Source organism: Streptomyces sp. NPDC028907, assembly GCF_055564995.1.
The window spans coordinates 141,967-162,072 of record NZ_JBVHVE010000010.1; the positions used below are offsets into that span (position 1 = coordinate 141,967).

A 20,106-nucleotide genomic window follows, 5' to 3' on the forward strand; every position below is an offset into this window, starting at 1 on the left:
GCACCCTGGTGCCATGGCCAGTGCGCAGCCCGTCGTCGTCTACCCGCCCGCCGTGGACGGCGGGCGGCGCGTACGGGTCGACGACCAGTTCCTGGGGATGGCGTACGGCCTGCTGGACGTGGCCGAGTTCCTGCGCCGGGCCGGGATCGAGGGCGCGGACCCCGACTACGTGCGGCAGACCGGACTGATCGAATGGCGCGGCGGTGGCCCCGACGTATGGGATTCCGGCGCCTAGCCGAGGTCCAGCCTGCTGTGCACCAGCCGTGCGAAATGGTTCAGGGTGCGGTCGCTGGTCATCAGTTCGGCGGCGGCGAGACGGACGTCGAAGTGCTCGCCGGCCCGGACCAGGAACTCGGTGCTCAGCAGCGAGTCGAGGCCGAAGTCCGTCACCGGCCGCGCGGGATCCAGTTCCTCGGGGTCGCCGTGCAGCACGGCGGCGAGCAGCCGGGTCAGGGTGTGGGTGATCGCCGCCCGGGCCTCGTCGGGTGTGAGAGCGGACAGTTCGCGCAGCAGGTCCGCGCGGCCCTCGGGGCCGGGCGCGGCGTCGGCCGGCACGAGGTCGCCGAACCGGGCCGTGCCCAGGGCGGGCAGCAGCCGGCGGGCGCGGGTCCAGCGGTAGCGGCCGATGCCCGCGACGTCGGTGACCGGGCCGGTCCGGCCGTCGCGGAGTACGCCGTCGTGGAGCAGGCCCTCGGCGGTCGTGAGGGCTTCGGCGACGGAGAGGGGCTGGAAGCCCCGCTCCGCCATGGCGTCGCCGATGTCGTGCCGCGCGACGTATCCGGTCTCGCCGATCGGCCCCCAGGCGAGGGCGGTGGCCGCACGCCCCTGAGCGCGCCGGGCGCGGGCCTGGGCCTCCAGGTAGGCGTTGCCGGCCGCGTACGGGGCCTGGCCGAGGTTGCCGACGGCGGCGGCGATCGAGGAGTAGGTGAGGAACAGGTCGAGGTCGTGGCCCGCGGTGAGGCGGTCCAGTTGGGCCGCGCCGTGCGCCTTGGGGGACAGGACGGCCGCGAACCGGTCGTCGGTGAGCTCGGACAGGGGCGCGTCGTCGAGGTGCATGGCGGCATGGACCACGCCCCGCAGCCGGTGCCCGCCGGCGTCGACCGCCTCGATGACCCGGCGCAGCGCCGACGCGTCGGTGACGTCGGCCGCGTACGCGGTGGCCTGTACTCCGCGTCGGGCCAGGTCGTCCAGGAGAGCCGGCGCCCCGGGGGCGGCCTCGCCACGCCGGGAGACCAACGCCAGGTGCCGGGCGCCGTGGTCGGCCAGCCAGAGCGCGGTCGCGGCGCCGAACCCGCTCAGGCCGCCGGTCACCAGGTAGGTGCCGTCGCCGTCCAGGGGCGGCAAGGGGGAGGCCGGCTGGACGAGGACGGGTTCGTCCAGCGGGCTCTCGTCGGCCCCGTCGACGCCGTCGAGGGAGATGACCACCTTGCCGATGTGCCGGGAGTGCTGCAGGACCTGGAAGGCCTCCTCCACCCGGGCGGCCGGATAGACCGTGTGCGGCAGCGGCCGGTACTCGCCGCGTTCGATGTGGGGCACCAGGTCGGCGACGAGACGGGTGCCGCGGTCGCGGTCGAGAAGGACGTGGTCGAGGTTGAAGCCGATGAAGGTCAGGCTGCGGTCGAACGGGCGCATCGGCAGCGTGTTGCCGAGGAAGATGTCACGCTTGCCGAGTTCGACGAAGCGCCCGTTGGGCCGCAGCAGGTCGAGGCCGTGGGCGATGGCCTCACCGCTGAGGGAGTTGACCACGATGTCGACGCCCCGGCCTTCGGTGAGTTCGAGGACGCGTGGGACGAAGTCCAGGCTGCGTGAGTCGAGCACATGCCGGGCGCCGAGGCCGCGCAGCAGGCTCCGTTTGGTCTCGGTCCCGGCGGTGGCGATGACGTGGGCCCCGCGGGCGTGGGCGCATTGCAGCGCGGCCAGGCCCACGGCTCCGGCGCCGCCGTGCACGAGCACCGTCTCGCCGGGAGCCATGCGGGCCTGGTCGACCAGGGCGTGGTGGATCGTCAGGAAGGCGACGGGGAAGGTCGCCGCCTCGGCGTAGCTCATTCCGTCGGGGATCTTGAGCAGGCCGTAGTCGTAGGTGACGCCGTGGGACGCGAGGGCTGCGGGCATGACACCGCACACCCGGTCGCCGACGGCGAAGTCGCGTACGCCGGGGCCGACGGCGCTGACGATTCCGGCACCGTCGGTGCCCAGCCCGCGGCTGAGCGGACTGTCCTCCACCGCTTCGGGCGGCAACAGTCCGTTGGCGCGCATCGGGTCGCGATAGTTCAGCGCCACGGCACGCAACCGGACGACGACTTCCCCAGGGCCCGGCCGCGGCACCGTCGTCTCCCGCCAGACCAGGCGCCGGGCGGGCCCGGGGTCGCGGGCCTCCAGCAGGAAGGGCACGCCGAGGGGGACGGCGGGAGCCTCGTCGGCCGGATGCTCGATGTGCAGGGGCGTGAAGCGACCGGCCGCGGTGAGGACGACCTCGTCCTCGATCATCCCCTCGACCGTGCCGCCACCTTCGCCCGCGCCTTCGCCGTCGTCCGGCGTACGGCATGCCGTGAGCAACTCCGCGGCCAGTCGCCGGGCGTCGGCGGCCGGTTCCGCCGTGCGGTCGAAGGAGAGGCGTCGCAGATCCAGGTCGGGCTGTTCGTTGGCCAGGGTGCGGGCGGCGCCCCAGACGGCCGCGTCCTCGGGATGCGCGGGACGTTCCGGCGCGGGGAACAGACCGGTGGGGCGGGTGACCAGCCAGACCTGGGGGGCGCGGTCGGCGGGGAGAATCCGGCAGGCGGCGGCCAGCGCGCGCAGGACGGTCGCGCGACGGCCGGCCTGGGCGACGAGTTGCCGTGGGTCGGGCTCGGCCAGCAGCAGCACGATGCGCGGTGCGGCGTCGGTGGGCAGGGCCGCCGTCCAGGCATCGGCGTCGGTGGGCGAGTGCAGGACCGTGACCGGGCGGCCCAGCAGTACGGCGAGTTCCCGGGCGGTCGGGGTCTCGGCGTCGCTCTCCGTGGCGACGAGCCAGGACGTGCCCGATGGCGGATCGGGGAGGGCGGGCGCGGTCACGGGGACCCGGGGCGCGGCGGCCACCAGGACCGAATGGTCCGCGGGCCCCGTCTGCCAAGGGCCGGTGAAACCGCAGCGTTCCAGCAGGGGCACCCACGCGTCACGGGGGAGCAGCCGGGTCGTGGGGCGCAGGGTCCGGTCAGCGCGTCGCCACCAGGACTCCAGAGCGCCCGACAACAGCGCGTCGAGCCGATCGTGATGCCGCTCGGTCGCCAGCAGATGGCCGCCCGGGGCGAGGAGTGACCGGACGTGTCCCAGGGTGGCGGCCAGGTCGGCCGTCGCGTGCAGGCAGTCCCCGGCGAGGACCAGATCGAAGCTCCCCGGTGGGAAGCCCTGGACGGCAGGATCGGCGTCCAGGTCGAGGGTGCGGTACTCGATGAACCGGCAGGTGGCGAAACGGTGCCGCGCGCGGGCGAAGGACGAGTGGGCGGGGGCCGTACACACGTAGTGGGTGCGTTCGGGCGGCAGCATCGGCAGCGCGGCGGCCGTCAGGGCCGTGTCGTTCGCGCCGGCCTCCAGCACACGCAGCGGGCGGTCGGCGGGCCAGTCCCGGACGACCCGGTCGAGCAGCGCCCGCACCACCCGGTGGGTGAAGCGGTGGGCGGGCGCGGTCTCCTGGTGCTGTTCGAGGAAGCTCTCGCCGACGGGCAGCAGGTCACGTGGGTCGAGGCCGCCCCGCAACACGTCGGGCAGATGCCGCAACTGAGTGTTGATCAGCAACGCGACCGGGCCGAAAGGAGGGTGATCCTCCAGCAGGGAACGCAGGGACGCCTCGGGGTTCGCCGTGACGTCGGTCAGCCGCCACCCCTCGCCGTCCGCCTCGGCCAGTCCCTGTTCGACCAGCAGCGGCATCATCAGCCGCACCAGCCTGCGGTGCCGGGGCGCGAGGCCGTGACCGACCAGAACGGGCATGGTGAACGGCTCGCTCGGGCGGGGCAGCAGGCCGCGCAGGGCCGCCGCCCAGCAGTGCGCCCCGGCCCGTTCCGCCGCGGCCGTGAACCGTTCGTGACCGCTGTCGTCCAGCTCGGCACGGGCGGCGACGATCCGCGCGCGGGCGCCGCGAGCCGACTCGGCCGGAGCGGGCAGCGGGGACGGCGGGGCGGGCACCGACGGGTGCGGGGCCGCGCGCAGGACCGTGCGCTGGACGGTCAACGGGGCGTGGTCGGTGAACCGGGCACGCCGGGTACGGCACTTGTCGATCTCGACGGTGACGGTGCCGTCGAGATCGGCGTACGTGATGTCCCAGCAGATCTCGTTGGCACTGCGACCGCGCCGCCGCAGATGGACGACGCCCTCCGGCGCCGGGGTGCGCCACACCCGTACCGCCCCGAACGCCGACGGCAGATAGCCCGCGTCCTGACGGGTCGGCCCGTCGGCCAGCGCGACGGTGGCCTGCAACGGCCCGTCCAGCAGCACGGGGTGGACCGTGTAGCCGTCCGCCGGGTGGTCGAGCCGGTACCACGCCAGCAGCTCGCCGTCGCCCACGTCCAGGCTGCGCAGGAGCTGGAACGCCGGACCGCACTCCAGGCCGACGCGGTGACAGTGCGCGTAGTGGTCCGGGCCGGTGAAGGTGCGGGAGCAACGGGCTTTCACCCCGGGGATGTCCAGCGGACCGGGGGCGTCGCCCAGCCGGGTGCGTACCTGGGCGCGGAGGACCGGCTGGACCTCGCCGCCGTGGGTGTCCCGGGTGCTGATGGTCAGCGCCCCGTCGGCCGGGGTGACGGCGGTCTGGAGCGCGGCGCCCGCCGGGTCCGGCCACCCGAGCGCGAACGGGCGGGCGATGTCCAGGTGCCGCACCTCCACCGGCCGGTCCAGCGCCCGCGACCCGGCGGTGACCGCCATCTCCACGTACGCGGCCGCCGGCATCAGCACGCTGCCGCCGATCCGGTGATCGCCCAGCCAGGGCACGAGCTGCGGCTCCACGGTGCCGTGCCACAGGGGGTGGGGCGCGGGCAGCCGCTCGCCGAGCAGCGGATGGTCCAGTACCCCGCTGCCGCTGGTGTGCAGTACGAGATCCTGCGGAGCACCGTGCCAGTGCCGGTCGCGCTGCCACGGGTAGGCGGGCAGGTCGACGACGCGGCCGGGGTGCGGGAAGTGGGCCCGCCAGTCCACGTCGGCACCGGCCGCGAGCAGGGTGGCGACCGCGGCGGTCGCCTCACGCGGCCCGTCCCCGTCCCGGTGCAGCGTGGGCACATGGGTCAGACCGGTGCGCCGCAGGTAGGCACGCAGGACCGGATGCGGGCCGATCTCCACGACGATGCCGATGCCGTCGGCCGCGAGGCGCTCCATGGCCGGCCCGAAGCGGACCGGCTCGCGCACGTTGCGCCACCAGTACTCCGCGTCCAGCTCCCGTCCGGTCAACGGGGTCGCCGTCACGGTGGAGACGAACGGCACCCGGGCCTCGGCCGGTGCCAGAGCGGCGAGGGCGGCGCGCAGCGGTTCCTCGATGGGATCCATGGCGCGGCTGTGGAAGGCGTAGTCCAGCTCCAGCTCGCGGAAGAAGACGTCACGGGCCGTCAGTTCGGCGCCCAGGAAGGCCAGGGCGTCCGGGGCGCCGGCCACCGTCACGTCCCGGTCGCTGTTGATTCCGGCGATCTCCAACTCGCCTCCGAAGCGGGCCAGTTCCGCCCGGGCGGCGTCCTCGGGCAGGCGTACTGCGGCCATACGGCCCCGGCCCGCCGTGCGGGCCTGCGTCCGGCTGCGCTGGGCGAGCACCAGAGCGGCCTGTTCCAAGGTCAGTGCCCCGGCCGCGTACGCGGCGGCCACCTCGCCCACGCTGTGCCCGGCGACCGCGCACGGCCGTACGCCCCGGGACTCCAACAGGGCGGTGAGCCCCACCTGCACGGCGAACAGCACCGGCTGCGCGATCTCCGTACGCGCCCAGCGGGCCGCGGCGGGACGCTCCAGTTCCTTGGCCACGGACCAGCCCAGACACGGGGACAGCGCGGCGTCGGCCTCTTCGACTGCGGTACGGAAGACGACCTCGCCCGCCATCAGGTCGGCGGCCATCCCGGGCCACTGGGAGGCGTTGCCGCAGTACACGAACGCCACCGCGCCCCGCTCGGCCTTGCGGACGACGGCCCCGTGGGACGGCGATCCGGCGAACAGCCCCTCCAGCCGGTCGGCCGCCTGCCCCGCGTCGGCGGCCAGCACGGCGGCACGGTGCGGGTGGGCGCCGCGCCGCAGCGTGCTGGTGCGAGCCAGGTCGTAGAACTCCTCCGGCGCCGCCTCCCGCAGCCGCTGCGCCATCCGCTCGCCCAACTGCCGCAGCGCCTTGGGCGACCGCGCGGACACCACCACCGGAACCGGCCTGTCGGCCGGCTCCGCTCCCGGGCGCAGCGGCCGGGGTACGGCAGGCGGCGGTACGACGACCGCGTGGGCGTTGGTGCCGCCGAAGCCGAAGGAGTTCACCCCCACCGCGGCCCGTTCCGACCGGGGCAACTCCACCGGCGTCACCGTGGGCGCCAGGCCGAGCGCGTCGAAGTCGATCGCCGGGTTGAGCGGCAGGGCGTGCAGCGAGGCGGGGGCGATCCGGTGCCGGAGCACCAGGATCGCCTTGAGCAGGCCGGCCATGCCCGCCGCAGGCTCCAGGTGCCCCAGATTGGACTTCACCGACCCGACGGGCAGCGGGCCCGCGCCGCGCCGCGAGCCGAGGGCCTGTCCGATGGCGCGGGCCTCGGCGGGGTCACCGACCGGCGTTCCGGTGCCGTGCGCCTCGAAGTACACCAGGTCGTCCGGTTCGATCCCGGCCTCCTGGCACACCGTGCGCAGCAGCGCCTCCTGCGCCTTGGAACTGGGCAGCGTCATACCGGTCGTACGTCCGTCGGAGTTGCTGCCGGTGCCGGCCAGGACGGCGTGGATCCGGTCGCCGTCGGCCACCGCGTCCGCCAGCCGCTTCAGCACCAGCACCGCACCGCCCTCGGCCCGCACGAAACCGTCGGCCTCGGCGGAGAAGGCAGCGCACCGGCCGCGCCGCGACAGCATCCCCGCGTAGGAGAAACCGGCGTACGAGAAGGGGTTGACGAGCACGTTCACTCCGCCCGCCAGCGCCACCCGGCTCGTGCCCTCATGCAGGGTGCGGCAGGCGCGGTCCACTGCCACCAGGGACGAGGAACACGCCGTGTCCACCGCCATGCTGGGGCCGCGCAGGTCGAAGGCGTACGAGATGCGGTTCGCGGTGATGGACAGGGTGGTGCCCGGCATCGTGTGCGGGCTGGTGTGGTCCTCCAGGATCGACAGGACGGTGCCGTAGGCCGGATCGGAGACGCCCACGTACACGCAGGTGTCGGAGCCGGCGAGCGTCTCGGCCGGGACGGCCGCGTCGTCGAGCGCCTCGGCCGCCATCTCCAGCAGCAGCCGCTGCTGCGGATCGATGTGCGCCGCCTCCTTGGGCGAGATGCCGAAGTACCCGGCGTCGAAGGACGCGATGTCGTCGAGGAAGCCCCCGGCGGCCGTGTAACTGCGGCCCGGGCGCACCGCCCCCGGGTCTACGAACCGCTGCTTGGGAAACCGGTCCTCCGGCATCTCCCCGACCAGATCACGACCGTCCCGCAGAGCCGCCCACAGCCCGTCCAGGTCGGTGATGCCGCCCGGCAGCCGACAGCCGACGCCCACCACCGCCACTGACCGGTCGTCCCGCCCCACACCCATGCCCCGCCCCACACCCATGCCCCGCCCCCTGTTGCGCCGCCTGCTTGCCGGTCCGAGCGGGAGGACACTGCCCTCATCGTTCACCGGCCAAGGCCGATTTCACCCGTTGGTGGGGTCTTGGGAGGCAAACGAGTGAATCATCGATCACGGTGCGTGACCGGCCGTTACGGTGGCGCGGTGCTCGAAGCCCCGCGTGCCCGCTTGACAGCCGTCGCCGTCCATCTGCCGCCCCGCTACCGGACCATGGAGGACATCCGGGCCGGCATCGCCGCCGCCGGAAGCCCCTACGTACCGCCACCCGGCCTGCTCGAGGACGTCACCGGCGTACGCGGCGTCCACGCGTGCGAAGAGGGCGTGTGTGCCTCGGACCTCGCGGCCGCCGCCGCCCGCAAGGCGCTCGACGACGCCGGCCTGACCATCGACCAGGTGGACCTGCTGCTGTTCGCCGCCACCTGTCTGGACATGATCGAACCGTCGACCTCGCACATCGTGGCGGCCAAACTGGGCGCCACCTGCCCGGTGTTCGACGTGAAGAACGCCTGCAACAGCGTCCTCAACGCCATGGAGGTGGCCGGCGCGCTCATCGCGACGCGCCGCTACCGCACCGTGCTGATCGCCTGCGGCGAGGTCGGCTCCATGGTCACCCGCTGGCACGTCCCCGACCACGAGGCCCTGATGCGGGCCATGCCCGGCTACACGGTCTCCGACGCCGGCGCCGCCCTGCTGCTCACCGCCGGGCCCGACGGGGACGGCGACCCCGGCGTGCTCACCCTCCGCTTCGCGGCGGACTCGACCGCCTGGAACGCCTGCACCGTGAGCGGCGGCGGATCCATGCACCCGCGTTCGCTCGACGACGAGCACACGACCCTACGGCTCAACGGCGACCTGCTGCGCACCACCGCGGTCGAAGGCCTGACGTTCCTCCAACGGGCCGCCGAGAGGGAGTTGGAGGCGCTCCGGGCCAGCTCGTTCATCGCCTTCCACCAGATCGGCATGCCGCAGTACCAGGAGATGGTCGACAAACTGCCCCTGCCCGCGGACCGCTGCATGCCCGCCGTCGCCGACCACGGCAACTGCGCCGCGGCCTCCCTGCCCCTGCAACTGGTCAAGGCGAGGGAGGCCGACCGCGTCGAACCCGGCGACACAGTGGCGATGCTCGGCCTGGCCAGCGGCATGAGCTTCGGTCTGGCGCTGATCCGCCTGTGACCGCCGAGAGCCGTACGGCAGGCGCCCCGCACGCGTCCCTCCTCGGCCGGCTGCTGCCCGGCTACCCCGCCCGCGACCACTGGCGACTCGTCCCCTCGACCGGCCAGCACTATCTGGACGTCGGCACGGGCGAACCGCTGCTGTTCCTGCACGGCAATCCCACCTGGAGCTACGCCTGGCGCAAACTGCTTCCCGCGCTCACCCCGCACGCGCGCTGCCTGGCACCCGATCTGCCGGGCCTCGGCCTGTCCCATCACCTCGCCCTGCCAACGGACACGGCCGCCCGCTACCAGGCCCAGCTGGACCATCTGGACGCCCTCTACCGGCACTTGGTCGACCAGGAGGGAGTTCCGGCCCGGGGCTGGACCTTCGCCGTGCACGACTGGGGCGGCCCGCTCGGCTTCGCCTGGCTGCTGCGCAACCCGGGCGTCGTCTCCCGCCTGGTGGTCCTCAACACCATCGCCTTTCCCTGGCCGGACGGCTACCGGCTGCCGTTCTACCTGCGCTGGATCAGGGACCACCGATCTGTCGCCGCCGCCGTCCACGCCACCAACGCCTTCGCCCGGGCCACGCTCCGCGTCGGCGTCACCCACCCGCTGTCGCCCGCCGAACGGCGCGCCTACCTCCTGCCTCACCGGCGTCGCGGCAACCGCAGGGCGATCACGGAGTTCGTCCGCGCCATCCCCCGCGACGACACGGACGAGGCGTGGCGGCTGCTCGAACCGTCGGCCGAATCGGACGACCTGCGCCGGATCCCGATGTTCATCGGCTGGGGCATGCGCGACCCGGTCTTCACCCCGCAGGTCCTCACCGAGTGGACCCGCCGCCATCCGCACGCCGTCGTCCACCGCTACCCGAATGCCGGCCATCTCGCGATGGAGGACGCCGGGCACGAACTCGGCGTCGACCTCCGCGCCTTCCTGCGAGGACAGCGATGACCACCCCACAGGACAGCATCCACGCCCGCCTGACCAGGCTGCACGAACACCCCGAGGCGACCGCGCTCGTCCGCTGCGCCGGTGCCCGCGCATCACAGACCATCACGGCCGCGCAACTCCTGGACGGCTGCCGCCGCACCGCTGACAACCTCCGCACGGCCGGAGTCAAGCGCGGCGACAAGGCCGTCATCATGACCCGCGACGCCTACGAACTCTTCGTCGCCGTCCACGGGTTGGCCCTCCTCGGTGCCGTCCCCACCCTGATCGAGCCGCGCGCCGAGGTACGCCGCTGCCTGGACGAGATCGCCCCCGGCGTCTTCGTCGGGGAACGCCTGGCCCACGTCGGGCGCAGAGCGCTGGGCTGGGGCCGTGGCCACCTCCACACCGCCCTCGTCACCGGCGGCCGAATCCCCGGCCAGGACAGGCTCCTGGGCCCGAGCCTGCCGGTGCCGGTCGCCGACGGGAGCGGGCCGCCGCCCTCCGCCCCGGTGCCGCACGACGACGACCTGGCGATGATCGCCTTCACCTCCGGCTCCACCGGCCGCCCCAAGGGCGTCGAGTACCGGCACGCCACCATCGCCGGGCAACTCACCACCCTGGCCGCCGTCCTGCGGCCGGAACCCGATGACGTCCTGCTCTCCTGCTTCCTGCCGATCGCCCTGTTCGGCCCGCTGCTCGGCCTGCCCACCGTCGCCCCGCGGATCAACCATCTCGCTCCGGCCCGCACACCTCCCGGCCACATCGTCGGCCCGCTCCTGCAGCACAGCGCCACGGCCGTGGTCGCCTCACCGGCCGTCCTTCGCCTCATCGTCGGCCACTGCGCCCGCACCGGCCTGACCCTGCCGTCCGTACGCCGCGTCCTGTCCTTCGGCGCGTCCCTGCGCCCACGCCTCGCCGACGCCCTGGCCGAGGTGCTGCCCGCCGACGCGGAGATCCTCAGCGTGTACGGCGCCACGGAGTGCCTGCCCGTCGCCGCCATCGCGGCCGGTGACCTGCGCGAGCTCAGCACCCGGCCGCCCCGGGGCCACGCCGGCACCTGTCTGGGCCGTCCCCTGCCCGGTGTCGAGGCCCGCATCCTGGACGCCGACGCCACCGCACTGGGGGAGATCGCCGTCGCCGGGCCCGTGGTCAGTCCCGCCTACCACGCCCGCCCCGACGCCACGGTCACCGCCAAGACGGTCGCCGACGGCAGACTGTGGCACCGCACCGGCGACCTGGGCCGCCTCGACGACCAGGGCCGCCTCTGGTATCTCGGCCGCAAGGCGCACCTCGTGACCGGCGAGGGCTTCACCCTCACCACCGAGGACGTCGAGGCCGTCGCCGACACCGCCACCGGAGTCCGCCGCACCGCCCTGGTCGGACTCGGCCCCGCAGGACAGCAGCGGCCGGTGCTGTGCGTCGAGCCCGTCCCCGGTACCGACAGGGACGACATCCTGCACGCGCTGCGGGCCGCCCTCGGCGACCACCCGCACGGCCGCCGCATCGGCACCGTGCTGTTCCACCCTCGCTTCCCCACCGACATCCGCCACAACTCCAAGACCGACCGCGCCCGGCTCGCCGCCTCCGCCGCCAGGCATCTGCCGAGGTCCACGCGATGAGGGTCCTGGTCACCGGTGGGAGCGGCTTCCTCGGGCGGGAGATCTGCCGGCAACTCGTCGCCCGGGGCACCACGGTGTCGTCCCTCAGCCGCCGCCCAAGCCCCGCCCTGGAGAGCCTCGGCGTCCGGCAGCACCGGGGCGACCTCGCCGATCCGTCCGCGGTCTCCCGCGCGCTCGCCGGCTGCGACGCCGTCGTCCACAACGCCGCCCTCGCCGGCGTCAGCGGCCCCCTCCTGCCGTACTGGAACACCAATGTGCGGGGCACCCGCAACGTCATCGCCCAGTGCCGCGCCCAGGGGATCGGCACCCTGGTCCACACGTCCACCGCCAGTGTCGTCTTCCAGCCCGGCGGCCTGCGCGACGCCGACGAAAGCTGCCCCTACCCCGACCGGCACCTGGCGGCCTACCCCCGTACCAAGGCCCGGGCCGAAGCCCTCGTCCTGGCCGCCAACTGCCCCGACCTGGCCACGGTCTCGCTGCGCCCGCACATCATCTGGGGCCCCGGCGACCCGCACTTCGCACCGGCCCTGGCACGGGCCGTGCACGCGGGCCGACTGGTGATGCCCGGTGACGGCGCCAACCTCGTCGACACCACCCACCTGCGCACCGCCGCCCACGCGCACCTGCTCGCCCTGGACCGGCTCCAGCAGGGCGGCCCCCCGGTCGGAGGCCGCGCCTACTTCATCACCCAGGACGACCCCCGTCCCCTGCGCGACCTCACCGCCCACTTCCTGCGCGCGGCAGGCCTGAGGGCCACCTGGTGCACCGTGCCGGCACCGTTGGCCCAGGCGGCCGCGGCCACCTGCGAGAACGTCCTACGCCTGACCGGACGCACCCGCACCCACGCGCTCAGCCGCTTCCTCGTCGCCGAGCTGGTGCAGCCGCACTGGTTCAGCATCGAGGCCGCCTGCCGCGACCTGGGGTTCGAGCCGCCGATCAGCTTCGACGAGGGGATCGCCGAACTGGCGGCCACGGCGTCGCAGGCCGATCACCAGCCGCGCACGCTCAGTCGACACCTCCGGGTGCCCGGCTGCCGGCCGCGCCGCCGAGCCATTTGAGCCCGTCGACGAGGAAACGGTTCTGGGTGGGGCTCGCGAACGTGGAGGACAGCCGGGTGCCCGTGGCGTAGTCCATGGCGTTGTGGCCGAAGTTCGCGTACAGCATCCGGTACCGGCTGTTGGTCCACAGGATCGGGTAATAGCCGCTGTACCAGGACTGGTTGGGGTCCGTGCCCAGCGGGAAGCTCGTCGGGTCGACGGAGGCCAGCACCTTGATGTCCGGGTTGGTGCGCAGGTCCCTGGACCAGCTGTACCACTCGCTCACCGACGAGGTGAACGTCGCGGGCAGCCCGGTCACGGACGGATGCGTCCGGTTCTCGGTGCGCAGCACCGCCGTCGTCGGCCCCCAGGTGTTGGAGCGGAAGTTCCCGCTGCCGAGGAAGGTGTCGTGGTACCAGGGCCAGGACCCGGCGTCGGTGGTGAACGCCGAGACATGGAAGCCCATCCAGCCGCCGCCGGCCCGCATGTACCGCTCGAATCCGGCCCGTTGCGCCGCCGTGTCCGGTGCGTCGTCGAGGAAGAGGGCGACCTGGTAGTCGTTCACGCCTCCGTTCGCGAGCAGGTTCCAGTCAGTCGTCGCCCTGTAGGTGAAGTTGTGCTGGGCGGCGGTGCGCGGAAACCACTTGTTGGCTTCCTTGACGAAGTCGATGTGCGCGGCGTCCCAGGTGCCGTTGTAGAAGGCGATGACCTTGAAGGCGGGGGCGGCCCCGTGCGCGGCGGAGGCGTCGGGCCCGGCGGGCGCCGGGGCCGCGGTCAGCCCCAGCACCAGCGCGAGTCCCGTCAGCAGACGTGCCACGAGCCGCCTCACGGGTAGCTCACCAGGTTGGCCACGTTGGTGGACGAGTTGGAGGGGCCGCCGCGGTCGTTGATGACGTGCCGGATGGTTCCGGTGCCGCCGAGCGAGACGGTCACCATGTTCCGGAAGCGGACCTCGGGCCTGTTCGGCACCTCGAAGGCGTGCTCGGCCGTGACGGACGGGTTGGCGTTGAAGAAGCAGTAACTGCCCAGTCCGTACGCCTGATGACTGGTGACGGAGTCCGCGACCTTGTAGGCGGCGTACCCCTGGGTGGAGCCGTTCATCCAGGCGGCCTGGTTCGGCGGGTCGTAGGGCATCTCGTTCTGGTAGAAGTACGTCCGCCCGCCGTTGCCGTTCCAGATCGTCTGGTGCTTCTGGTAGTGCTCGACGAACAGGCCGTACATGGTGACGTCGTCGCCGTTGACGACGAGCCCGGTGTCGGCCGTGTTCGTGTTCCAGCCGATGCCGCTGCCGTGGTCGCCCCGCCAGATCCACATGTGGTCGCCGATGACATGGTCGCTGTTGACGACGAGGCTCGTGGTCGCCTTGCCCACGGCGGCCCCGCCGACGCGGAAGCACACGTCGTGCAGCGAGGTCGGGTTCGCCGCGTGGGAGGCCGAGGCGCCCTCGGGGCCGATCTCCACGAGGGTCCGGGAGTTGGTGGTGCCGGCGTCGAAGAGCACGCCCGCGATCTTCACCCCGTCGACGTCGGCGACGGTCATGGCGGTGATGCCGTTGTCCGGGATGAACGTCGCGAGGCCGAGACCGAGGACCACGGTGTCGGGGCGGGTCACCCGCAGAGTCTGGTCGAGGTGGTAGACGCCGGGCGTGACCAGGAGGTTCTTGCCGTCGGCGAGGGCGGCGTTGAGCTGCGCGGCGGTGGCGCCGGGCTTGACGACGTGGAACTGGTCGATGCCGAGCGACGTACCGGGCGCGTTCCCGTTCGCCCAGCTGGTGGCCGTCGAGTTGGTACGCAGCGAAGGCACGAACACCCGGTAGGCGCCCGCGTCGTCGACGTACAGGAAGGGCTTCTCGCGTACGGTCGGGGTCTGGCCGACCGTCGTGTAGGGCGGGTTGGGGAAGGTGTTGCCGGGCACGCCCTGGCTGCCGACGAAGACCATGTTCCAGTTGGAGCCGGTCCAGCTGCCGAGCTGCGAGTTCCGGGTCAGCCACTGCTGCTGGGTGCCCGAGCGGACCTGGCCGTCGATCTTCGTGTCGGCCATGAAGCCGCCGCTGGACCAGCCGCCGTCGCTGAGTTCGAGGTTGCCGCGCACGTGCATGCGCCGGTACCCGGAGGCCTGGGAGACCGCCCACCGGTCGGTGCCGCCGGTGGGGTTCACCGAGAGGTTCTCGGCGCCCCGCCAGAAGTTGTGGGTGGCGTTCTGCGGCGGGAACCAGTCGGCCTCGACGTGAACGGCCCCGTTGACGGTGACCGAGTCCGGGGACTGGCCGAGGCCCAGGACCTGGGTGTAGAAGCCGACGTTGACGTCGTTGCTGTACGTGCCCGGCTTGAACATCACCGCGTAGCGCTGCGAGCCGAACTGGTTCGTCTCCTGCTGCCGGAAGATCGAGTCCAGTCGGCTCTGGATCGTGGACGAGGGCATCGACGGATCGAAGACGGCCACGTTGGGACCGAGGTCGACGTCGCCCGGGGCGGTGCTCACGGGCGCGACCTGGAAGCGCTGGGCGGCCGTACCGTTGCAGGTGTACTGCACGAGCTGGACGCTGTCGGCCGTCGAGGCGGACGGGACGTCGAGGCACTTGCCGCTGTGCCGGTTGACGAAGTGATAGGCGCCGCCGCCCTCGTCCACGGCCTGCCACTGCTGGTTGTTCCCGCCGCCGTACGTCCACAGGTGTACGGCCGCGTTGTCGGCCGTGGACACCTCGCTCACGTCGACCACCTGCTGGGTGTCGTTGCGATTGCCGATCCGCACGAAGCCGTCACTGGTCGGTGTGAGACTCCACTGCTGGGCGGTGCTGTTGTTGCAGGCGTACTGCTGCACCGCCGTGCCGTTGACGGTGCCGGCCGCCCGCGCGTCCAGGCACTTGCCGCTGCCGCTGTTCACCACTGTGGACCAGCCGGTGGGCAGGGCGGCGGCGGACGGGGCTGAGGAGGCGGCCTGTTCGGCGGCGGCCTGCGTGGGCTGGAGAGCGCTCAGGAGCGAGGCGGTCGTCGCGGCGGCGACGAGGGCCGCGGTCAAGGGGCCACGGGTGCGGGCCCGGCGTGACGGGGGGCGGCCGCCGATGGCTGGTCGCGGGGTGGGGAGCATGGTTTCTCCTGCGCCGGCGAAGCGGCATGAGTGGGGGGTGGGGGAGTCGGGAGCGGCAAGCAGGGAGGGGGCGTTTGGCCTGCGCATGACAGGTGAGCCCTCAGAGGGCTCGACCTCCGGGGCACTTATTTCACTTCATGAATTTAAGGAGCGGCGGAAACGCCCTGTCAAGACTTTGGTATAGGCCAACCCCCTGCCTACTGGCGGCCCCTCATCTCCGGCCGCAGCAGATCAGGTGCCAGTCGTGGGCGGCGAGACGGCTGAGCGGATAGCCACGGCGGACCTGGCTCTCGGACAGCCGGAAGGTCTTGAGGCAGACCGTCCGCCCCTGCTCGTCGCTGATCGCCTCAGCGATGTGGTTGTCCTGCTTGGGACGGAAACTCGGCAGAAAGTGGTGTCGTGGAAGTCGGCCCACTGGGTGGCGTGCAGCGTGCGGTGGTCGTCCGGGTGGGGCACGACGAACGCCGCGGCCGGCGCGTCGGCCAGATGGACCAGCACCCCGCACTGACCGGGGTGGATCCCGATGACGCTCAACGCGTCGGCCGGCCCGGGCACTTCGGTGCCCACGAAGGCCGCCTCGAACGCGTCCACGGCCGGCGAGGCCTCGCCCGTCCGTCCCCGGCCGGCCCTATCCGTCGGAGGTGGCGAGCCGTTCCACCTCGTCGGCCGCCTCGCCCGCCGCCCGCTCTGCCCGGGCCAGGGCCTCCGTGGTGGCCTGAAGCCGGTCCTCGGCTTCCCGCTCTTCCCGGTCGGCGCGCTCAAGTTCCCGGCGTGCCCGCTGCAGTTGCTGCTCGGCATCCGTGGCCTCCTGACGGGCCCGGTCATGCCGGTGACGTGCCTGCCGCAACGCGGCGTCGGCATCCGCCTGCTCCGTACGCCGATCGCGCAGCCGCCGCTCGGCCTCCTTGGCCGCCTTGCGAGCCCGGGCGAGTTCCTCCTGCCGCTTGCGACGCCGCCGCTCGGCCAGGTCGTCCTTCGCCCGCGTGGCCGACGCCGGCGCCGACGATGCCGCTGCGCGTTTCGGAGTCTCGCGCGGCGTACCGGCCGCCGTGTTGGTGCCGGTGGGGGAGGGGAAGTCGGAGGGCGGGGTGAGCGCGCCCTCCAGGCGGCCCGTGGCCCACTGCTCGGCCGCGCCCTCGTCGGCGAGCACGGCCCGCAGCGTTGCTTCGACGTCCTGCTGCGCCGCGTCCGACAGGCGGTGACCGTCCGCACGGGCCAGCTCGGCGGCCCGCCGGGACAACGCGGAGACGACACCTCGTCGCTGCTCGGACAGCTCCTTGATCCCGTCGGCATCCAGTGTGCGATAGGCATCGCGCAGCGCCCGCCCCAACTCCAGGAAACGCCGGCTCTCCTCCGGCTGGGAGCGCAGCAGCAGGTTCGCCGCCCAGGCCGCGAGCGTGGGGCGGCGGGCGGCGTGGATCCTCTGGGCGTCCTCCGCCCGGCCGGACGTCCTGGCCGCGGCGGCCAACTCCTCGCGACGGGCCACGAAGCCGGGCGGCGGCGTGGTGTAGAGGTCGTCGAGCACGGACTCCACGTCGAAGGCCGAGCCGGCCCGTCGCCCGTGCTTACGCTCCATGATCCCCAGACTCCACCGAACCGGACCGCCGCGCATGTCGAGTGAGTGCCGTTGCCTCCCGGAGTCGGGGCGGGCGCTTCGCGAGGGTGAAGCACACAGGACCATCCGGACGCCACCCGCGCGGCGCGCGTCCGAGCCTCCGCATGCGTGATGTGCCCTGAGACGGCAGGACAGCTCATCCGCGAAGGAGACACACGGCATGCTCGGACAATCACAGGCGTTCAGCGGCTTCTCGGTCGACGACCTCGGCGAGGCCCGCCGTTTCTACGGTGAGACCCTCGGCCTCGACGTGGAGGAGTCCGGGCAGGGTGACATGCGGCTGCTGACCCTCAAGCTCGGCGGCGGCGCACAGGTCTTCGTCTACCCCAAGGAGAACCACGCCCCCGCGACGTTCACGATCCTCAACTTCCCCGTGGACGACATCGAGGCCGCCGTCGGTGAACTGGAGCGACGCGGTGTGACCCTCGAGCGCTACTCCGGATTCGACCACGACGAGAAGGGCATCGTCCGGGTCGGCAACGGCGGCCCCGCGGCGATCGCGTGGTTCACCGACCCCGCCGGCAATGTCCTCTCCGTCCTCCAGGAGAACTGACGGGCGGGGTGCCGAACCTTCAACTCGCGTCCGTGCCCGTGGCTCTGACGGTGATCCGCGCGCAGTCGTACCCACCGGGCTCCGGCGACGGGTTGTACGTGACCGTGAACGTTCGTGTTGCATCCCGGCCCTGCGCTCCACCGCCTCCTGCGGACCGTCACCGGCCGGCGTGAGCAGCACGACGACCGCCCGAGCGAGCGCCGACGAGGGCCCACAGCGGCGCAGCACGCTGCAACGACTGAGCGATCACCCGTGGTGGGACCCTGGCCGCACGGTGGCACACCGGGCAAAGAGCTCCCGCCAGCGGGCGATCGGGGACGACACGCCTGTCCTGGCATCAATGATCACGATCCCATCAGGAATGACATATTTTCAGATTGATCGCCGTCCTTTCATCACAGGAACATCGAGGCCCGCCCCGCCATGTTCGACGGACAGAACCGGACGCACACGGCGCGCGGCCCGCGCGCACCCTCGCTGAGGGTTTGGGCCGCCTCCTGTGTCGCCGCCGCAGTCGTGGCGGCGTTCGCCGGCTGTTCCGCCGTCGGTACGGTTCACGAGACGCCAACGCCCCTGCCACGGGCGGGCGCCCCGGCCGCCGGGCCGGCGGCGGCGCCGCGCGAGAAACGGGGCACGACTCTCTCGCGGGCGCTCAGACCGGTCCTGCCGCGCGGTGACACGCGACTGGCGGTGGCGGTGCTCGACCTCGACAGCGCCGACCAGGAGATCGCGTCGTACGGGAAGGGCGCGACCTTCGAAACGGCGAGCGTCATCAAGGTGGGTATCCTCGCGACCCTGCTGCTCCAGGCGCAGGACGAGGGCCGGGAGCTGACGGTCGAGGAGCGCGAACACGCCGAGGCGATGATCCGGACGAGTGACAACCACGCCACCAACGTCCTCTGGCAGGCGATCGGCGAGGCGGACGGCCTGAGCGTGGCGAACGAACGGCTGGGGCTTTCCTCGACACGGGGCGGCCCAGGCATCAGATGGGGCCTCACCCGGACCACGGCCACGGACCAGGTCAAGCTGTTGCGCGCCGTGTTCGCGCGGGGTCCGATGGCCTCCGTTCGCCCACCCCAAGGGCTCGACCGGGCGTCCCGTGCCTACATCCGGGACCTGATGGGCTCGATCACCGACGACCAGGACTGGGGAGTGTCGGCGGCCGGCTCCCGTGGCTCCCGCTGGGCTCTCAAGAACGGCTGGTTGCAGCGGAGCACGACCGGCCTGTGGATCATCAACAGCGTCGGGCAGGTCACGGTGCACGGGCACCGCTATCTGGTCTCCGTCCTCAGCGCCGGCAATCGATCCATGGAAGCCGGCATCTCGCTGGTCGAACGGGCGGCGAGAGCGGCGGTCGGCGCGGCCAGCGCTCATGCCCGGCCCTGGCCGCAGTGATACCTGTGTCGCCTTCCCGGCCCTGAGTCAGGAGTCGGGCGCGGACGCCTCCCGGTGGGGCGGGTGGGTTATCGTCGCTCCAGGGCGCGGGGCGGGACAGAGCCCGCATCGAGGAGGCGATGGTGCTCGGACGGAGCGCGTGGTTGCTGGTGGGAGCCGTGATCGCGGCTTGCATGCTGCTAGTCGGCCCCAGCACACCCCTCGGTGCCTCCTCCGCCGGATCGCAGCCTGTCGAGGCCGCCCGGGACGTCGTACCGAACCGGGTCATGACGTGGAACATCTGCAACCCGTGCGAGGTGAGCAACGTCGACCGGGCGGCGGAGATCGCCGCGTACGCGCCGCAGGTCATCGGCATGCAGGAAGCGTGCGTGCGTGACGTCGAGATGATCCGGGACTATCTGGAGAACCTCCACGGGCTGGTCTACCACGTCAAGTACGGCTCGGTTCTGCAGAGTTGGGGCCGCTGCGGGGGCGTGCCGTGGAACCCGGGAGGCTTCGGCCAGGCGATCCTCTCGGCGGCTCCGATGACGGACCGGGTCAACGTGGAGTACCCCGACGGCGGATCCGAGGACCGCGGGTACATGGCGGTCACCACCACGGTCGGCGGCCGGTCCGTGCGGGTCTTCAACACGCACCTCGCCCAGCGACGGCAAGAGTCCTTCCGCGCGAGCCAGGTCGGCGTACTCGCCGCCGCGGTCGCCCGGCACGACCGCGCGATCGTGCTCGGCGACTTCAACGCCGTACCGGACGCCCCCGAACTCTCCAAGATGTGGGCGCTGGCCACGGACACCGACCCCCGGTGCCGTCCCTCGCAGACCGCCGGCTGCGAGACGACCACCGACTGGCACACCAAGTTCGACTACGTCTTCCTGCGCGGCTTCGCCCCGCTCGAGCACCGCGTGCAACCCAGCGCGTACTCGGACCACCACATGCTGCAGACCGACGTGGACCCGCGCTGACACGGGGTGGCGCGAAA

General features: G+C 72.7%; 12 protein-coding genes and 2 pseudogenes. 8 read left to right on the top strand and 6 right to left on the bottom strand.

Annotated elements, in window-relative coordinates; genetic code table 11:
* Positions 1–13: 13 nt before the first annotated feature.
* Positions 14–235, top strand: a complete 222-nt coding sequence (locus tag ACZ4UU_RS28955; protein ID WP_217206949.1) for a hypothetical protein — start codon at positions 14–16, stop codon at positions 233–235.
* On the opposite strand, the gene ACZ4UU_RS28960 is transcribed toward ACZ4UU_RS28955, so the two are convergent.
* Positions 232–7,719: an SDR family NAD(P)-dependent oxidoreductase gene (locus tag ACZ4UU_RS28960; protein ID WP_471906304.1), complete on the bottom strand. Its 7,488-nt coding sequence runs from the start codon at positions 7,717–7,719 to the stop codon at positions 232–234. The two genes, ACZ4UU_RS28955 and ACZ4UU_RS28960, sit on opposite strands and share 4 nt — an antisense overlap.
* A gap of 159 nt (positions 7,720–7,878) precedes the next feature.
* On the opposite strand from ACZ4UU_RS28960, the gene ACZ4UU_RS28965 reads away from it, so the two are divergent.
* Genes ACZ4UU_RS28965 through ACZ4UU_RS28980 form a run of 4 tightly spaced genes read left to right on the top strand, consistent with a single transcriptional unit; the run spans position 7,879 to position 12,501 of the window.
* Positions 7,879–8,907 carry a 3-oxoacyl-ACP synthase III family protein gene (locus ACZ4UU_RS28965; RefSeq protein ID WP_471906305.1) on the top strand — a complete coding sequence of 343 codons (1,029 nt, stop codon included), beginning with the start codon at positions 7,879–7,881 and terminating at the stop codon, positions 8,905–8,907.
* The gene (locus ACZ4UU_RS28970; RefSeq protein ID WP_471906306.1) at positions 8,904–9,845 is read left to right on the top strand and encodes an alpha/beta fold hydrolase; all 942 of its coding nucleotides are present in this window, start codon (positions 8,904–8,906) and stop codon (positions 9,843–9,845) included. Before ACZ4UU_RS28965 ends, ACZ4UU_RS28970 begins: the two co-directional genes overlap by 4 nt.
* Entirely contained in the window at positions 9,842–11,443 is a 1,602-nt protein-coding gene (locus ACZ4UU_RS28975) for an AMP-binding protein (RefSeq protein WP_471906307.1), read from the top strand. Before ACZ4UU_RS28970 ends, ACZ4UU_RS28975 begins: the two co-directional genes overlap by 4 nt.
* The gene (locus ACZ4UU_RS28980; RefSeq protein ID WP_471906308.1) at positions 11,440–12,501 is read left to right on the top strand and encodes an NAD-dependent epimerase/dehydratase family protein; all 1,062 of its coding nucleotides are present in this window, start codon (positions 11,440–11,442) and stop codon (positions 12,499–12,501) included. Before ACZ4UU_RS28975 ends, ACZ4UU_RS28980 begins: the two co-directional genes overlap by 4 nt.
* Here ACZ4UU_RS28980 and ACZ4UU_RS28985 read toward each other — a convergent pair.
* From ACZ4UU_RS28985 to ACZ4UU_RS29005, 5 genes and pseudogenes are all read right to left on the bottom strand, one after another.
* Positions 12,464–13,309: pseudogene (locus tag ACZ4UU_RS28985) on the bottom strand (ThuA domain-containing protein); the annotation flags it as partial. The gene ACZ4UU_RS28980 and the pseudogene ACZ4UU_RS28985 overlap by 38 nt on opposite strands.
* A complete protein-coding gene (locus ACZ4UU_RS28990) occupies positions 13,306–15,567 on the bottom strand; it encodes an RICIN domain-containing protein (RefSeq protein ID WP_471906309.1) in 2,262 nt (753 codons plus the stop codon). The gene ACZ4UU_RS28990 and the pseudogene ACZ4UU_RS28985, both read right to left, overlap by 4 nt.
* 211 nt (positions 15,568–15,778) lie before the next feature.
* A complete protein-coding gene (locus ACZ4UU_RS28995) occupies positions 15,779–15,982 on the bottom strand; it encodes a hypothetical protein (protein WP_471906522.1) in 204 nt (67 codons plus the stop codon).
* Positions 15,983–15,993: 11 nt separating this feature from the next.
* Positions 15,994–16,158, bottom strand: a pseudogene (locus ACZ4UU_RS29000) (ARPP-2 domain-containing protein); the annotation flags it as partial.
* 37 nt (positions 16,159–16,195) lie between these two features.
* Positions 16,196–17,143 carry a hypothetical protein gene (locus ACZ4UU_RS29005; RefSeq protein ID WP_471906310.1) on the bottom strand — a complete coding sequence of 316 codons (948 nt, stop codon included), beginning with the start codon at positions 17,141–17,143 and terminating at the stop codon, positions 16,196–16,198.
* Between the two features lie 199 nt (positions 17,144–17,342).
* Here ACZ4UU_RS29005 and ACZ4UU_RS29010 point away from each other — a divergent pair, with 199 nt between their 5' ends.
* The 3 genes from ACZ4UU_RS29010 (at position 17,343) to ACZ4UU_RS29020 (ending at position 20,089) form a co-directional block, all read left to right on the top strand.
* The gene (locus tag ACZ4UU_RS29010; protein WP_471906311.1) at positions 17,343–17,735 is read left to right on the top strand and encodes a VOC family protein; all 393 of its coding nucleotides are present in this window, start codon (positions 17,343–17,345) and stop codon (positions 17,733–17,735) included.
* A gap of 423 nt (positions 17,736–18,158) precedes the next feature.
* The gene (locus ACZ4UU_RS29015; protein WP_471906312.1) at positions 18,159–19,130 is read left to right on the top strand and encodes a serine hydrolase; all 972 of its coding nucleotides are present in this window, start codon (positions 18,159–18,161) and stop codon (positions 19,128–19,130) included.
* Between the two features lie 119 nt (positions 19,131–19,249).
* Entirely contained in the window at positions 19,250–20,089 is an 840-nt protein-coding gene (locus tag ACZ4UU_RS29020; protein ID WP_471906313.1) for an endonuclease/exonuclease/phosphatase family protein, read from the top strand.
* Positions 20,090–20,106: the final 17 nt, after the last annotated feature.